The following is a 15,579-nucleotide window of genomic DNA, read 5'->3' as shown; positions in this document are numbered from 1 at the left end:
GGCGCCGCCTCACGGACGCCACCGAAGACGCCGCGGTGCCGCGGCGGCGTCGTCCACAGCTGAATGTCGATCCCGGGTGCTAGCGGCGCAGCACCGTGGTGAGCTCCCCAATTCCCTCGATCTGCACCGAGAGCTGATCGCCCTCGTCCACCGTGCCCACGCCCGCGGGCGTTCCAGTGAGGATCACGTCACCGGGCAGCAGCGTGAACGCCTCGGAGACGTAGGAGACCAGGGTGGGGACGTCGAAGACCATGTCCTCGGTGCTGCCGTCCTGCTTGAGCTCGCCGTTCACGGACGAGCGCACGGACAGTGCGGCGGTGTCGAGCTCGGTCTCGATCCACGGGCCCAGGGGGCACGCACCGTCGAAGCCCTTGGCCCGGGCCCACTGCCCGTCCGTGCGCTGGGCGTCGCGGGCGGTGAGGTCGTTCGCGGCGGTGTAGCCGAACACGACCTCCGGCACGCGCTCCACCGGGACGTCCTTGCACATGCGCCCAATGACCACGGCGAGCTCGGCCTCGTAGGAGACCTCCTCCGTCCAGACCGGCAGGGTGACCGGGTCACCCGGGCCAGAGACCGCCGTGTTGGGCTTGAAGAACAGCAGGGGCCGACTGGGGACGTCGTTGCCCATCTCGGCGGCGTGGTCCGCGTAGTTGCGACCCACGCACACGATCTTGGAGCGCGGGATCACGGGCGAGAGCAGCCGCGCCTCGGAGACCGCCACGGTGCGGTCCAGCTCCTGGACCCCCACGTAGAGCGGGTCCCCGGTGAGGTAGCGCAGGGTTTCCTGGCCCGGCTCCCCGTGGACGGTGCCGTAGTGGATCTCGTTGTCGTGTGTGAACCGTGCGATGCGCATGCCCACAGGCTACACAGCCGCCCCCGGTCCGTTCACCACGGACAGGGGGCGGCTGCCGACCCGCGGGCCTGGTGGGGCCCGCGGGTCTGGGAAGACCGTCCGGCTCAGACCAGGCGGGTCAGCCAGCCGTGGGTGTCCTCCGCCTTGCCGGTCTGCACATCCAGCAGCTGCTGGCGGATGGCCATGGTCACCTCACCGGGCTTCTCGTCCTCCGAGCCAATGACCTCGTCGTGGCTCACGAGCCGGCGCACCGGCGCGATCACGGCCGCGGTGCCGCACGCGAACACCTCGGTGAGGTGCCCGGAGCGCTTGCCCTCGCGCCACTCGTCCAGCGTGAAGGCGCGCTCCTCCACCTGCAGACCGCGGTCCTTCGCGATCTGGATGACGGAGTCCCGGGTGATGCCCTCCAGGATGGTCCCCGTGAGCTCCGGGGTGACCACGCGGCCGTCGTCGAAGACGAAGAACACGTTCATGCCGCCGAGCTCCTCCACGGCACCCCCGCGCTCCTCGTCTAGGAACAGCACCTGGCTGCAGCCGTGAGCGTCACCCTCCATCTGGGCGATCAGTGACGCCGCGTAGTTGCCACCGCACTTGGCGGCGCCCGTTCCACCCTTGCCGGCCCGGGCGTACGTCCCGGAGAGCCAGATGTCCACGGGCTCCACGGTGCCGAAGTAGTTGCCCGCCGGGGAGGCGATCACGGAGAACAGCGCCTCCTTGGAGGGGCGCACCCCCAGGAAGGGCTCGGTGGCGATCATGAACGGCCGCAGGTACAGGGACTCGCCGTCACCGGAGGGAACCCACGCCTGGTCCTGGGTAACGAGCTCCCGCACAGCGTCCACGAAGGTCTCCTCGGGCAGCGTGGGCAGCGCCAGGCGCTGGGCGGAACGGTTCAGGCGGGCGGCGTTCGCCTCCGGACGGAAGCTCCACACGGACCCGTCCCCGTGCCGGTAGGCCTTGAGACCCTCGAAGATTTCCTGCCCGTAGTGCAGCACGGACGTGGAGGGGTCCAGGCTGATCGGGCCGTAGGGTTGCAGCCGCGCGTTGTCCCACCGGCCGGTGCCCTGCTGGACGTCCCCCTGCCAGTCGATGCAGACCATGTGGTCCGTGAAGAACTTCCCGAACCCCGGGTTCTGCAGGACCGCCTCGCGCACCTCGTCCGTGGCGGGGTGCGGGTTGAGCTGCCTGGCGAATTCTGTGGTCACGAATGTTCTCCTTCGACCGTTCGGGTCACGCTCCGTGGTGGTGCGGACCGGACGTGATGTGTGTCTCTCACAGTATGCAGGGTCGTGCGCACCCGCCGTGGCAGCTACGCGCCGTCCGCGCCCAGCTGCGCCACGACGTCGTCCCCCGCCTGCGCCGTGCTCCGCCGGGTGGTGCCGCGCAGGCGCAGGTCCTCGCGGACGGCGCGGTCGATGCGCGCGGCGAGCTCCGGGTGACCGAGGTGCTCGAGCATCATGGCCCCCGCAAGGATCGCGGCGGTGGGCTGGGCGGTGCCGGTCCCGGCGATGTCCGGGGCGGAGCCGTGCACGGGTTCGAACATGGAGGGGGCGGTGCGGTCCGCGTTGATGTTGCCGCTCGGCGCCAGGCCGATCCCGCCGGTGACGGCCCCGGCCTGGTCCGTGAGGATGTCCCCGAAGAGGTTGTCGGTGACGATCACGTCGAAACGCGCCGGATCCGTGGTCATGAAGATCGTGGCCGCGTCCACGTGCATGTAGTCCACCGTGACGTCCGGGTACTGCTCTGCGACCTGGTCCACGGTGCGCTGGTAGAGCCGGCCCGCGTTGACCAGCACGTTGTGCTTGTGGACCAGCGTGAGCTTCTTGCGTTCCCGGCTGCGCGCCAGCTCGAACGCGTAGCGCACCAGGCGGCGGACCCCGTGGGCCGTGTTGACGGAGACCTCGGTGGCGATCTCGTGCTCCGTGCCCGTGCGCAGGGTTCCGCCGTTGCCCGCGTAGAGCCCCTCGGTGCCCTCGCGCACCACCACGAAGTCGATGTCGCCGGGCTCGGCGAGCGGACTCGTGGTGCCCGGGTACAGGGTGGCCGGGCGCAGGTTGATGTAGTGGTCGAAGCCGAAGCGCAGCTTGAGCAGCAGGTCGCGTTCCAGGATCCCGGAGGGCACCCGCTTGTCGTTGGGAGCGGCACCCACGGCACCGAAGAGGATCGCGTCATGAGCGCGCAGCCGCTCCATGGTGTCGTCGTGGAGCACCTCGCCCGTGGCCAGCCAGTGCTCGGCCCCGAGCGGGTACTCCGTCCTCTCCAGGGTGATCCCGGCGGGCTCCGTCACGGCGTCGAGGACCTTGACGGCCTCGGCCACCACCTCCGGACCGATCCCGTCGCCGGGGAGGACGGCGATCGAGTGGCGGCGGGCGGTCTCGGCGGCAGTGGTTTCGCTCATGGGCCCACAGTAGGGGCGTGCGGGCGGCCGTATCCACATCATGAATGCCCGTTCCACATCGTGAGACCGAGGCCCGCCCTTCCGCGTTGTCGTGGCGGGCACGGCCACCCGCGGGAACGACGCCGCCCGCCGACGCCGCGGGGTGCGGCACCGACGGGCGGCGTCGAGCTGCGGGAAACGCATCACCCGTGGACGCGGCGTGGTCCGTGAGCAGGATGCAGTCCACGGACGCGGCGCGCCCGCTCGGAGGGGTCAGTCCGCGAGCGCGGCGGGCTCCTCGTAGCGCGGGAACACACCGCTCGGCTTGGGCAGCGCCGTGCCGGGGGCCAGGCGCGTGCCCAGGGCGGAGAACATCCGTGCCTCACCCTCGGGCTGGCCGAGCTGCTCCAGCAGGCGGGCCATGGAGCCGGGCATCACCGGCTGCACCAGGATGGCCACGATGCGCAGCACCTCGGCGGTCACGTACAGCACGGTGGCCATGCGCTCGGGGTCGGTCTTGCGCAGCACCCACGGCTCCTGCGCCGTGAAGTAGCGGTTTGCGGAGGCGATCACGCGCCACACGGACTCCAGCCCGCGGTGGAAGGCGAGCGCGTCGAAGGCCGCCCGGTAGTCGGCCACCACGTCCTCGGCCTGCTGGAGCATCGCGAGGTCCTCGGCCGTGAACTCACCGGGCTCGGGAACCTCCCCACCGAGGTTCTTCGCGACCATCGAGAGGCTGCGCTGGGCCAGGTTGCCGAGGTCGTTGGCCAGGTCCGAGTTGATCCGCCCGGCAATGGCGTCGTGCGAGTAGTTCCCGTCCTGGCCGAAAGGCACCTCGCGCAGCAGGAAGAACCGCAGCTGGTCCAGCCCGTACTCCTCCACCATCGCGTGGGGGTCGATCACGTTGCCCACGGACTTGGACATCTTCTCGCCCTGGTTGAACAGGAAGCCGTGGGCGAAGACCTTCCGCGGCAGCTCGATCCCCGCGGACATCAGGAACGCCGGCCAGTACACCGCGTGGAAGCGCGCGATGTCCTTGCCGATCAGGTGCACGGACGCGGGCCAGAACTCGCGGAACAGCGGCGCGTCCGTGTCCGGGAAACCCAGCCCGGTGAGGTAGTTGGTCAGCGCGTCCACCCACACGTACATCACGTGGTCCGGGTTGCCCGGCACGGGCACGCCCCAGTCGAAGGTGGTGCGGGAGATCGAGAGGTCCTGCAGTCCCCCGCCCACGAAGGACGCGATCTCGTGCGAGCGGGTCTCGGGCTGCACGAAGTCCGTGCGGTACAGCTCCAGCAGGCGGTCCTGGTAGCGCGAGAGCCGGAAGAAGTAGCTCTCCTCCTCGGTCCACGTCAGCTCCGTGCCGGTGCCGATCGAGTAGCGCTGCCCGTCCGCGCGCACCTCGGTCTCGTCCTCGGCGTAGTAGGCCTCGTCCCGCACGGAGTACCACCCGGCGTAGGTGTCCAGGTAGATGTCGCCGTTGGCCTCCATGCGCTTCCACAACTCCTGCGAGGCCGCGGCGTGGTCCTCGTCCGTGGTGCGGATGAAGCGGTCGTAGGAGATCCCCAGCTCGTCGTCCATCTCCCGGAACCGTGCCGAGTTCGCGTCCGCGAGCTCGCGCGGGGTGGTGCCGAGCTTCTCCGCGGTCTGCTGCATCTTCTGCCCGTGCTCGTCCGTGCCGGTCTGGAACCGGGTGCCGAACCCGTCCAGGCGCTTGAAGCGCACCAGCGTGTCCGCGGCGATCGCCTCGTAGGCGTGGCCGATGTGCGGCGCTCCGTTCGGGTAGGAGATGGCCGTGGTCGCGTAGAAGGGGTTCAGCTGAGTCACCCCTCCACTCTATCGACCCGCGCCCACCTTCCCCGCCCGGTGCTCCGCCGCGCACCGGCCCCGGACCCGCCACCGGGCCCGCCGCTCCCGCGCACGGCACCACCTGGTACGACGACGCCGCGGTGCGCGTCCCGTGGGAGGCGCACCGCGGCGTCGTCGTGGGCTTGACGTGTACCCGCCGTCGCGGGCGACGGGACCGCGCGAACGCGGATCAGCGCGCGGCGGTGCCCTCGGTGTAGTCCGCGTCCGTCTGCTCCCACGCGAACAGCGAGCGCAGCTTGCGACCCGTGGTCTCCACCGGGTGCTGCTCCTCCTTGGCGCGCAGCTCCTTGAACTCCTTGGCGCCGGAGGCCTGGTCCTTCATGAAGCGGTCCGCGAAGGCGCCGTTCTGGATGTCCGCAAGGACCTCCTGCATGCGCTCCTTGACCTCGGGCTGGATCACGCGGGGACCGGAGACGTAGTCGCCGTACTCGGCGGTGTCGGAGCAGGACCAGCGCTGCTTGGCGATCCCGCCCTCGACCATGAGGTCCACGATCAGCTTGAGCTCGTGCAGCACCTCGAAGTACGCGATCTCGGGCTGGTAGCCGGCCTCGGTCAGGGTCTCGAAGCCGTACTGGACGAGGTGGGAGACGCCGCCGCACAGCACGGCCTGCTCGCCGAAGAGGTCCGACTCGGTCTCCTCGGTGAAGGTGGTCTCGATGACGCCGGCGCGGGTGCCGCCGATCCCCTTGGCGTAGGACAGGGCGAGCTGCAGGGCGTTGCCGGAGGCGTCGACCTCCACGGCCACCAGGTCTGGCACACCGCGCCCGGCCTCGAACTCGCGGCGCACCGTGTGGCCGGGACCCTTGGGGGCGACCATGGCCACGTCCACGCCCTGGGGCGCCTCGATGTAGCCGAAGCGAATGTTGAAGCCGTGCGCGAAGAAGATCGCGTCGCCCTCCTGGAGGTTGTCCTTGATGGACTCCTCGTAGACCTGCGCCTGGACCTGGTCCGGGGTCAGGATCATGATGACGTCCGCCTCCTTGGCGGCGTCGGCGATGCTCATCACCTGCAGCCCCTCGGCCTCGGCCTTGGCGCGGGACTTCGAGCCCTCGTTGAGGCCGATGCGGACGTCCACGCCGGAGTCGCGCAGGTTCAGCGCGTGGGCGTGGCCCTGCGAGCCGTAGCCGATGATGGCCACGGAGCGGTTCTGGACGATCGAGAGGTCGGCGTCGTCGTTGTAGTAGATCTTTGCCATGAGCTTGCTCTGTCTCCTTGGGTAGCGGGTGGGGTTCTCGTGGGGCCCGACGCCGCGGGGCGGCGGGCCGGTCCGGGGTGCCCGGTCGACGGTGCGAGCCGGCAGGGCCCGGTGGATCAGTGGCGCAGTGCGCGGTCGGACATGGACTTGGGGCCGCGGCCCAGGGCCACGGTGCCAGCGCGGACGATCTCCCGGATCCCGAAGGGCTCCAGGACGTCGAGCAGCGCGTGGATCTTGTCGCGGGAGCCCGTGGACTCGATCACCACGGACTCCGTGGAGACGTCCACGATGGTCGCACGGAAAAGGTCCGCGGCCTGGGTGACCTGCAGCCGGGTGGCGGCGTCCGCGCGGACCTTGACCATGATGTGGTCGCGCTGCACGGAGGACTCCGGGGTGAGCTCCACGATCTTGATCACGTTGACCAGCTTGTTCAGCTGCTTGGTGACCTGCTCGAGCAGCTCACCGTCCGCGTCCACCACCACGGTGATCCGGGAGATCCCGGACAGCTCCGTGGGGCCCACGGCCAGGGAGTGGATGTTGAAGGCGCGGCGGGCGAAGAGTCCCGCCACCCGGGTCAGCACGCCCGGCTTGTCCTCCACCAGGACGGAGAGGGTGTGTCGGCTCATGGGTCAGTCCTCCGTGTTCCACTCGGGCGTCATGTTGCGGGCGATCTGGATCTGGTCGTTGGAGACCCCGGCGGGGACCATGGGCCACACCATGGCGTCCGCGGAGACCACGAAGTCGATGACCACCGGGCGGTCGTTGATCTCCAGCGCCTTCTGGATGGTGGCGTCCACGTCCTCGTCCCGCTCGCACCGCAGGGCCGCGCAGCCGTAGGCCTCGGCGAGTTTCACGAAATCCGGGATGCGGCGCGAGTCGTGGCCCGTGTTCAGCTCCGTGTTGGAGTACCGCCCGTCGTAGAACAGGGTCTGCCACTGGCGCACCATGCCCAGCGAGGAGTTGTTGATCACCGCCACCTTGATGGGGATGTCGTTGATCACGCACGTGGCCAGCTCCTGGTTGGTCATCTGGAAGCAGCCGTCCCCGTCGATGGCCCACACCACGCGGTCCGGCTGGCCCACCTTGGCGCCCATGGCCGCGGGGACCGCGAAGCCCATGGTGCCCAGGCCGGCCGAGTTCAGCCACTGCCGGGGCCGCTCGTAGTCCACGAACTGTGCGGACCACATCTGGTGCTGGCCCACGCCCGAGGCGTATACGGCCTCGGGGCCCGTCAGAGCGGAGATCCGCTCGATCACGTGCTGCGGGCTGCCGTGGCCGTCCTCCGTGCGGGTGTAGCCCAGGGGGTAGGTCTCCGTGAGGGAGTCCAGGGCCTGCCACCAGGTGCTGAGGTCCGGCGCCCCGGTCTCCTCGAACTCCTGGCGCACCGCCTGGGTGAGGTCGGGGATCACGGACGCCAGGTCCCCGACGATCGGCACGTCCGCGATCCGGTTCTTGGAGATCTCCGCGGGGTCGATGTCCGCGTGGATCACCTTGGCGTTCGGCGCGAAGGTGTCCAGCTGGCCGGTCACGCGGTCGTCGAAGCGTGCACCCAGCGTGATGAGCAGGTCCGCCTGCTGCATGGCGTACACCGCGGGCACCGTGCCGTGCATCCCGGGCATCCCCAGGTTCTGCCGGTGGGAGTCCGGGAAGATCCCGCGGGCGGTCAGCGTGGTGACCACGGGGGCACCCGTGAGCTCCGCCAGCTCCGCGAGCTCTGCCGGGGCGTTGGCGCGCATGGCGCCGCCGCCCGTGTAGAGCACGGGACGCTCGGCGGCGGCGATCAGCCGCGCGGCCTCCCTGATCTGCTTGGAGTGCCCCCGCGTCACCGGGCGGTAGCCGGCCAGCTCCACGTGCGGGGGCCAGCTGAAGGTCAGCTGCCCCTGCTGGGCGTCCTTGGCCACGTCCACGAGCACCGGGCCCGGCCGGCCCGTTGACGCCAGGTGGTAGGCCTCCGCAAGCACCCGCGGGATGTCCTCGGGGTCGGTCACCAGGTAGGAGTGCTTGGTCACCGGCATGGTCATGCCCACGATGTCCGCCTCCTGGAAGGCGTCGGTGCCGATCGAGGAGCTCGCCACCTGGCCCGTGATGGCCAGCATGGGGATGGAGTCCATGTTGGCGTCCGCCAGGGCCGTGACCAGGTTGGTGGCACCGGGACCCGAGGTGGCGATGCACACGCCCACCCGGCCCGAGGCGAGCGCATAGCCCTCGGCGGCGTGGCCAGCACCCTGCTCGTGGCGCACCAGCACGTGGTTGATCTTCTCGGTGTCCAGCAGCGGGTCGTACGTGGGAAGGATCGCGCCGCCGGGCAGCCCGAACACGTCCGTGACGCCGAGCATCTCGAGCGAGCGGATGATCGCCTGGGAGCCCGTCATCTGCTCAGGGGCGACGACGTCCGCGGCGTGGCCCGTCAGGTGGACCCGGTCCGAGTCCGCGGTCTGGGCAGTGGGCCCGGACGGGGTGCTCCGCTGGGCCATCACCGCCGGTGAGATCGGCTGGTCCTTGCTCATGGGGCTGTGTCCTTACGTGCGTGGTGGTGACGGTGCCGGCCGGGGTGGTGTTCGGCGGGAGAGGGCGGGGGTGGTGTCCTCGTACATGAATAAAGGCCCTGTCCACGGGTTCCGTGGGCTGAGGGCCTTGGCGGTGTGCGCGTCGCAGCTCCTCAGGCCGGTCGTCCAATGAGGACGACCAGGACGAGGACCTGGATGATGCGCTGTGCCGAATTCATGTCCCCATGGTGTGACGCAGCGAACCCGAGTGTCAATCGGCGGACAAGTCATCTCACATCATGAGACGACCGGGCTGGACCAGGAACTGCGGCGAGCGCCCCTGACGCAGACGCTCCAGCTGCTCCAGGACCAGGCGCCGCATCCGGGGCCGGTAGGACGCGTTGGAGCCGCCCACGTGGGGCAGCACGATCGACCCCGCAGCGCCCATGAGGGGGTGCTCGCCGGGCAGCGGTTCGGGATCCACCACGTCGAGTGCACACCTCAGCCGCCCCGCGCACACCTCGGACGTGAGGGCGGCGGTGTCGACCACCGGCCCCCGCCCCACGTTGACCACCAGGGCGTCGTCGGGCAGCCGGGAGAGCATCTCCCGATCCACCAGACCGACCGTGGAAGCCGTGAGCGGCAGCGCGAGCACCAGGATGTCCGTGCGGGGAAGGATCTCCCCCAGCTCGTCGGTGCCGTGGACGTAGCCGGCGGCATCGTCCCGCGCGGAGGAGGCCACACGCGTGAGCTGCACCTCGAAGGGCCGGAGCCTGGAGGCCACCGCGCCGCCGATCTCCCCCACCCCCACCACGGTCACCCGTGAGTCCGCGACCGCACGGGAGTGGTAGGTCCGGTACACGCCCTCGGCCTGCTGCCGCACACCGCGGTCCAGCTCCCGCTGCGCCGCAATGATCAGCCCCAGGGCGATCTCCGCGGTCCCCGCGGCGTGCACCCAGCCGGCCGCCGCGAGAGCGGTACCTTCCCCCAGGAGCTCGGGAACGCCGTCGTACCCCGTGGACTGCAGCTGCAGGAGCGAGACGTCCCGCAGCACCGAAGGGTCCTTGCGCCACCTGTTGCTGTCGTAGGGAGCCACCGCGATGTCCACCTCGTGGCGTGCACACCCCTGCGGCTCGCCCACCAGGTCCCACAGCACGCACCGGAAGTCCGGCGCCTCGGCGGCGACCTCCTCGAGCAGCCACGGGTCCGGCAGGGACAGGACCGTCAGGGAGTCGAGCGGGACACGATCGGCGGGGTCACTCATGTCCGTGATTCTACGGCGGGAGCACGGGTGCGGGAGCCGCGGGACAACCGGCGAGGAACCGCCCCGACCCCCGATTTGACTCCCCCGGTCGGACTGCTAAAGTTATCTCTCGTTGCGAGGGAGAAGGCAACGGCGAAACGCCAAAACCCGAACCAGCAGCACCCGCGCCTCTAGCTCAATTGGCAGAGCAATTGACTCTTAATCAATGGGTTCAGGGTTCAAGTCCCTGGGGGCGCACCACGTCGAAAGCCGGACCGCATCAGCGGTCCGGCTTTCGTCATGTTCGCAGTGCGCACGGTACGCCGTGCGGGTTCCGAGCAGGGCGGGATCCTCGCCCCCCGCAGTCGAAGGCCGCCAGGCCCTGCGGGTGACGTGTCGCCGACGGCCGCGCAGGGCGGATCAGCGACGGCGCGCCACGGTCAGTGGGTCTGCAGACCCCCGCAGTTCTTCGCGTCGCACGCGGCGCGGTCCTCCTCAACCTCCCGGCGCCAGCGCGCACCGCCGAGGGATGAGATGATCTCCACGAGCCGGCACCGGAACTCCTCGTCGGAGTCCTGGCCGCCACCCAGCAGGCCCTGCTCGATGTGTGCGGCACGTTCCAGCACACCCTCCCCCACCGGAGAGATGCTCACCACGTGGGAGCGGCGGTCGCGTTCGTTCTTGGCGCGGGAAATGTGCCCGTGGGCCTCGAGCCGGTGCAGGGTCTTGCCCATGGTCTGCGCCTGGACGCGCACTTCCTGCGCCAGCTGCGCCTGGGTCATGCTGCCCTTCGAGTGCAGGACGTCCAGAGCCATCACGCCGGCGTGGGTGACCCCGAGGGACGCGAGTTCCTCGTTCCAGGCGTGCTCCACGAGCCGTGCCGCGGTGGACAGCAGACGGTTCGTGGGCCACTGGTTCCTGTACGACATAAGACGATTGTATCCACTCGGTGCGTTTCGGACTCTTTACAGTAAAGCGCGAGGGCAGTCAAGATGCCGCAGGAAGCCGCTCCCCCGACGGGGCGTTTCCGCAGGCGCACGACATCGATTCGATCGACCCGCAACGGCAACCCCCCCCGGTCGCCGGGATCCCCGCAGCGCGCCCGAGCATGGCATGCTCGATCTGCACCCCTGCACTGTACGCGAGGTTGCACAATTTAGGGAACATCTGTCACCACACACGGAGGACTGCAGCATGAGCGCGCGCCTGAACCCAGGGGACACCGCCCCCGACTTCACCCTGTCCGACGCCCAGGGCCGGCCGGTGTCCCTGCGCGAGCTGCGCGGGGAGAACGTGATCCTCTACTTCTACCCGCGCGCGGCGACCCCCGGATGCACCACCCAGGCCTGCGACTTCCGGGACAACCTGGCCTCCCTCTCCGGCGCGGGCTACCGCGTGGTCGGGATCTCCCCCGACGCCCCCGCAGCCCTGGCGGAGTTCACCGCCGACCACGACCTCGGCTTCCCCCTGCTCTCGGACGAGGACCACAGCGTGGCGGAGGCCTACGGCGCCTGGGGCGAGAAGAAGAACTACGGCAAGGTCTCCGAAGGGCTCATCCGCTCCACGGTGGTCCTGGACGAGCAGGGCACGGTGGCCCTGGCCCAGTACAACGTGCGCGCCACGGGGCACGTGGCCAAGCTCCGCAGGGATCTGGGCATCGACTCCTGATCTCAGCGCCGTCCAGGGCGCGTCCTGGGACACGGGCGCGCCGCGGGTCCGCGGCGCCACGGTGCGCGGACGACGCCGCCAGCCCACCTCCGCCCGCACGGGCGCCCCGCGCCGAGCGCGCCACCCGGCGTGAGAGCTCCGCGCTGCTCCGTCCGGGGAACGTGGCACCGCCCGGCCGAGCGGCGTCGGCCCGTGGTCACGGCGCGGCGCGCACCCCCGCTCTCCCGGCGAAACCCGGGCGACGACTGGTTAGGATGGGGGACGATCTCGGGAGGTCGTGTGGGTGACCACCGGCACGCCCGAGGACGGCGCGAGTGGTGGAACTGGCAGACACGCAGGATTTAGGTTCCTGTGCCTCACGGCGTGCGGGTTCGATTCCCGTCTTGCGCACAGCACGGCTGGGGACCGCCACCCAGAAGACGACCAGAACGGCAGGAAGGTGCGCGGGTGACGGCTGAGAAGGCTTTCGGGCGACGCACGCTCTTCGCTGCCGCCGGCCTCGGTCTCGGCCTCTCGATCTCGGGATGCGGGGACAGGAGCACCCGTTCGGGGGCGAGCGCACCCCCACCGCAGGCATCCTTCGTGCTGGCACACGCCGCGGCACCCACGGGGCTGGATCCCTCCCGGCGCACGTCCCAGGAGACGTCACGGGTCTCCACCCAGGTCCTGGAGGGTCTCGTGGCCGCGGACCGCTCCACGGGTGAGCCCTCCCCGGCACTCGCGGAGTCCTGGGTGGTCGCGGACGACCGGCGCTCCGTCACCTTCACCCTGCGCGAGGACGTGACGTTCCACGACGGCACGGAGTTCGACGCGGCAGCGGTCAAGGCCAACTTCGACAAGTGGCAGGCCCAGGCGGAATCCCCAGAGGCCTGGGCACGCCAGTGCGCGTTCGCCACCACGTTCCGCCACGGTTCACCGGACCCGAGGGTCAGCACGTGCTACGCGGGAGTGGACGTGGCGGACGAGCGCACCGTGGTGCTCCGACTGACCCGCCCCTACACGCCGCTGCTCTCCGCGCTCACCCAGCCCGCCTTCGCCATGTCCTCCCCCGAGAGCATCCGCGCGGGCACCGAGGACCAGCACCTCGTGGGCACCGGCCCCTTCAGACTGGACTCCGCAACACCCGAGTCCGTGAAGCTGCTCGCCCACGAGGACTACTGGGGTGAGCTCGGAAGCGTGGGAACTCTCGAGCTGCGGGTCGTCCCCGACCCCGAGGTCCGCTGCGCCGCCCTGCTCACGGGTGAGGTGGACGCCTACGACCTCGTGGGGCTGGACGACTTCGCACCGCTGGCGCGGGAGGGCATCCAGGTGCTCTACCGAGACCCCTACGCCGTGTCCTACCTGGGACTCAACCAGCGGGTCCGTGCGTTCCAGGACCTGGACGTGCGCCGAGCCGTCGCCGCCGCCATCGACCGCGGGTCACTGGCCAAGTCCCTGTACCCCAACGGGACCAACGTGGCGGACCAGTTCGTGCCCGCACGTTTCAACGTCAACGGGGACAACCTGCAGATCCCCGGCTACGACCCCCAGCACGCCAAGGACCTGCTCAAGAAGAGTTCCTACCGTGGCGAACGGCTGCGTTTCCTCTACCCCCGCCACACGTCCAGGCTGTACCTTCAGGAACCGGAACGGGTGTACGCCCAGATCTCGGCGCAACTCACCCGCGTGGGCTTCCGCCTGCAGCCGGTGCCCATGGACTGGGACGAGGGCTACCTCGATGCGGTGTCCACCCCGGATGGGGACCACGCGTTCAGCCTCCTCGGGTGGAGCGGCAGCTTCCGGGACCCGGACAGTTTCATGGCCCCGCTGCTCAGCGCACCGCAGGCGCGCCTGGGGTTCGACGACGCCGGGCTGATGACCGCGGTCAACCGCGCCGCGGGCATGCCCCAGGGCGATTCCCGCACCAGCGCGTACAAGACCCTCAACGACCGCGTGTCCGAGGAGATGCCGGCCGTGCCGCTGTCCCACCCCGACTCCGCGGTGGCCGTGAGCTCCCGGGTGGTGAACTACCCGCTGACCTCCACGGGCTTCGAGCGCTTCAACGATCTGGAGCTCGCCTGAGCCGCTTCGCTGCCAGCTCGCGCGTTGGGAGTTGACCCTGGCTGGGGATATCCTGGACCGTGAACGTCCAGGCGCAGTGCCGCGCCGCACATGCACGCACGGGAGAAACAGTGACTTCACCTCAGCCCACCGAAACCGCCGATGTCGTCCTCGTGGGCGCCGGCATCATGAGCGCCACGCTCGCCACCCTGCTCAACGACCTCCAGCCCGACTGGAAGATGGTGGTCCTCGAGCGTCTGGACGCGGCTGGGCTGGAGAGCTCCAACGCCTGGAACAACGCCGGCACCGGGCACTCCGCCCTGTGCGAGCTCAACTACGCCCCGCAGGCTGCCGACGGAACCGTCAGCGCGGACAAGGCGCTGAACATCAACGAGCAGTTCCAGGTGACCCGCCAGCTCTGGAGCTCGCTGGTGGAGAACGGCACGCTGCAGGACCCCGGCTCCTTCATCAACTCGGTGCCCCACATCTCCATGGTCTTCGGTGAGGAGCATGCGAACTACCTGCGCGCGCGCTACGACGCCTTCAAGCCGAACAAGCTGTTCGAGCGCATGGAGTTCACCGAGGACCGCAGCGTGATCGCGGACTGGGCTCCGCTGACCATGCACGGACGCGGCGCGGGGCGGGTGGCCGCCACCTTCGCTCCCGAGGGCACGGACGTGGACTTCGGCGCGCTCACCAACCAGCTTCTCGACCACCTCCGGGGGCGCAACGTCTCCGTGCAGTACGGCCAGCAGGTGACCACCCTCAAGCGGCAGAGCGACGGTTCGTGGCTGGTGTCCGTGGAGGACCGTCTCAACAGCGACAACAACCGCGTGATCCGCGCCGGGTTCGTGTTCCTGGGCGCGGGCGGCGGTGCGCTGCCGCTGCTGCAGAAGTCGGGCATCAAGGAGGCCAAGGGCTTCGGCGGCTTCCCCGTGTCCGGCCTGTTCCTGCGCAACACCGACCCCACCGTCACCGCGCAGCACAACGCCAAGGTCTACGGCCAGGCCTCCGTGGGCGCGCCTCCGATGTCCGTCCCCCACCTGGACACCCGGTACGTCAACGGACGCCGCGCCATCATGTTCGGCCCCTACGGAGGGTTCAAGCCGAACTTCCTCAAGAAGGGGTCCCTGCTGGACCTGCCCAAGAGCGTGCGCGCGCACAACCTCTACCCCATGACCCGCGCCGGGATGGCCAACCTCGACCTCGTAAAGTACCTCATGGGCGAGCTGACCAAGACCCGGTCCCAGCGGATCGACGCCCTGCACGAGTACTACCCCACGGCGGACGGGTCCCAGTGGGAGCTCATCGAGGCCGGGCAGCGCGTCCAGGTCATGAAGTCCGACCCCAAGAAGGGCGGCGTGCTGCAGTTCGGCACCGAGCTGGTCACCAGCGCGGACGGTTCCATCGGGGCCCTGCTGGGCGCCTCCCCCGGAGCGTCCACGGCCGTGCCGATCATGCTCAACCTGCTCTCCCGCTGCTTCCCGGCCAAGCTGTCCGAGTGGGAGCCCCGGATCAAGGAGCTGATTCCCGCCTACGGCGTCAAGCTCAACGACAACCCGCGGCTGGCTGACGAGATCATGGGCCACACCGCGTCCGTTCTCGGCATCGACTGAGACCACCACAGTCTCCTACGGGGGCCGTTGCGCAGCGTGCGCAACGGCCCCCGCGCCGTCGTGTGCCCCTTTGCGTGGACAGGCACGAGGCCCCCGGCCAGAAGTGTGGACACGTCCCGGGAGATATGGGAAAGCCCGCCCTCGTAACATGTAGATAACGTTCATAGGGGGTGAACGTTGCTACAAAGGGGGAAAGAATGACGTCAAGGGGGAGTATCGAGGCGTGGGATGCTTT

The 15,579-nt window shown here is 69.8% G+C and carries 12 protein-coding genes and 2 tRNA genes; 5 read left to right on the top strand and 9 right to left on the bottom strand.

Annotated features, from left to right (window positions below):
* Positions 1-79: 79 nt before the first annotated feature.
* The 8 genes from QL985_RS02810 to QL985_RS02775 form a co-directional block, all read right to left on the bottom strand.
* A complete protein-coding gene (locus QL985_RS02810) occupies positions 80-853 on the bottom strand; it encodes a fumarylacetoacetate hydrolase family protein (protein ID WP_290147580.1) in 774 nt (257 codons plus the stop codon).
* Between the two features lie 104 nt (positions 854-957).
* A complete protein-coding gene (locus QL985_RS02805) occupies positions 958-2,055 on the bottom strand; it encodes a branched-chain amino acid aminotransferase (RefSeq protein ID WP_039101916.1) in 1,098 nt (365 codons plus the stop codon).
* A 104-nt stretch (positions 2,056-2,159) separates the two neighbouring features.
* Positions 2,160-3,248 (bottom strand): 3-isopropylmalate dehydrogenase, encoded by a 1,089-nt coding sequence (locus tag QL985_RS02800; RefSeq protein WP_039101917.1) that lies wholly within the window; start codon positions 3,246-3,248, stop codon positions 2,160-2,162.
* A gap of 252 nt (positions 3,249-3,500) precedes the next feature.
* Positions 3,501-5,054, bottom strand: a complete 1,554-nt coding sequence (metG, locus tag QL985_RS02795) for a methionine--tRNA ligase (protein WP_144999943.1) — start codon at positions 5,052-5,054, stop codon at positions 3,501-3,503.
* A gap of 211 nt (positions 5,055-5,265) precedes the next feature.
* The gene (gene ilvC / locus QL985_RS02790) at positions 5,266-6,291 is read right to left on the bottom strand and encodes a ketol-acid reductoisomerase (protein WP_290147579.1); all 1,026 of its coding nucleotides are present in this window, start codon (positions 6,289-6,291) and stop codon (positions 5,266-5,268) included.
* Positions 6,292-6,407: 116 nt separating this feature from the next.
* On the bottom strand, positions 6,408-6,917 hold the full coding sequence (gene ilvN, locus QL985_RS02785; RefSeq protein ID WP_019308931.1) for an acetolactate synthase small subunit: 510 nt from the start codon (positions 6,915-6,917) through the stop codon (positions 6,408-6,410).
* Positions 6,918-6,920: 3 nt separating this feature from the next.
* Positions 6,921-8,798, bottom strand: a complete 1,878-nt coding sequence (locus tag QL985_RS02780) for an acetolactate synthase large subunit (protein WP_047978538.1) — start codon at positions 8,796-8,798, stop codon at positions 6,921-6,923.
* A gap of 271 nt (positions 8,799-9,069) precedes the next feature.
* Complete coding sequence (locus QL985_RS02775; RefSeq protein ID WP_144801795.1) at positions 9,070-10,041, bottom strand: NAD(P)-dependent oxidoreductase; 972 nt, start codon at positions 10,039-10,041, stop codon at positions 9,070-9,072.
* Between the two features lie 164 nt (positions 10,042-10,205).
* On the opposite strand from QL985_RS02775, the gene QL985_RS02770 reads away from it, so the two are divergent.
* Positions 10,206-10,281 (top strand) — tRNA-Lys (locus QL985_RS02770).
* A 179-nt stretch (positions 10,282-10,460) separates the two neighbouring features.
* Here QL985_RS02770 and QL985_RS02765 read toward each other — a convergent pair.
* A complete protein-coding gene (locus QL985_RS02765; RefSeq protein ID WP_102613448.1) occupies positions 10,461-10,949 on the bottom strand; it encodes a MarR family transcriptional regulator in 489 nt (162 codons plus the stop codon).
* Between the two features lie 265 nt (positions 10,950-11,214).
* On the opposite strand from QL985_RS02765, the gene bcp reads away from it, so the two are divergent.
* The 4 genes from bcp to QL985_RS02745 all read left to right on the top strand — a co-directional run bounded on the left by bcp (position 11,215) and on the right by QL985_RS02745 (position 15,344).
* Complete coding sequence (bcp, locus tag QL985_RS02760; RefSeq protein WP_019309316.1) at positions 11,215-11,688, top strand: thioredoxin-dependent thiol peroxidase; 474 nt, start codon at positions 11,215-11,217, stop codon at positions 11,686-11,688.
* 308 nt (positions 11,689-11,996) lie between these two features.
* Positions 11,997-12,078, top strand: a tRNA-Leu gene (locus tag QL985_RS02755).
* A gap of 57 nt (positions 12,079-12,135) precedes the next feature.
* Positions 12,136-13,749, top strand: coding sequence for an ABC transporter substrate-binding protein (locus QL985_RS02750; protein WP_124108965.1), 1,614 nt, complete (start codon positions 12,136-12,138; stop codon positions 13,747-13,749).
* Positions 13,750-13,808: 59 nt separating this feature from the next.
* On the top strand, positions 13,809-15,344 hold the full coding sequence (locus tag QL985_RS02745; RefSeq protein ID WP_289929848.1) for a malate:quinone oxidoreductase: 1,536 nt from the start codon (positions 13,809-13,811) through the stop codon (positions 15,342-15,344).
* The last annotated feature ends 235 nt before the right edge of the window (positions 15,345-15,579 follow it).

This window comes from Kocuria sp. APC 4018 (assembly GCF_030407675.1).
In the GTDB taxonomy this organism is placed as follows: domain Bacteria; phylum Actinomycetota; class Actinomycetes; order Actinomycetales; family Micrococcaceae; genus Kocuria; species Kocuria rhizophila.
The sequence above is the reverse complement of the archived record's forward strand: the minus strand, read 5'-3'. Positions and strand labels throughout refer to the sequence as shown.

Bases quoted from the DNA above. Each gene is read 5' to 3' on its own strand.
- QL985_RS02810 (WP_290147580.1), bottom strand. From the start codon at position 853: ATGCGCATCGCACGGTTCACACACGACAACGAGATCCACTACGGCACC.
- QL985_RS02800 (WP_039101917.1), bottom strand. From the start codon at position 3,248: ATGAGCGAAACCACTGCCGCCGAGACCGCCCGCCGCCACTCGATCGCC.
- ilvC (WP_290147579.1), bottom strand. From the start codon at position 6,291: ATGGCAAAGATCTACTACAACGACGACGCCGACCTCTCGATCGTCCAG.
- ilvN (WP_019308931.1), bottom strand. From the start codon at position 6,917: ATGAGCCGACACACCCTCTCCGTCCTGGTGGAGGACAAGCCGGGCGTG.
- QL985_RS02780 (WP_047978538.1), bottom strand. From the start codon at position 8,798: ATGAGCAAGGACCAGCCGATCTCACCGGCGGTGATGGCCCAGCGGAGC.
- QL985_RS02775 (WP_144801795.1), bottom strand. From the start codon at position 10,041: ATGAGTGACCCCGCCGATCGTGTCCCGCTCGACTCCCTGACGGTCCTG.
- QL985_RS02765 (WP_102613448.1), bottom strand. From the start codon at position 10,949: ATGTCGTACAGGAACCAGTGGCCCACGAACCGTCTGCTGTCCACCGCG.
- bcp (WP_019309316.1), top strand. From the start codon at position 11,215: ATGAGCGCGCGCCTGAACCCAGGGGACACCGCCCCCGACTTCACCCTG.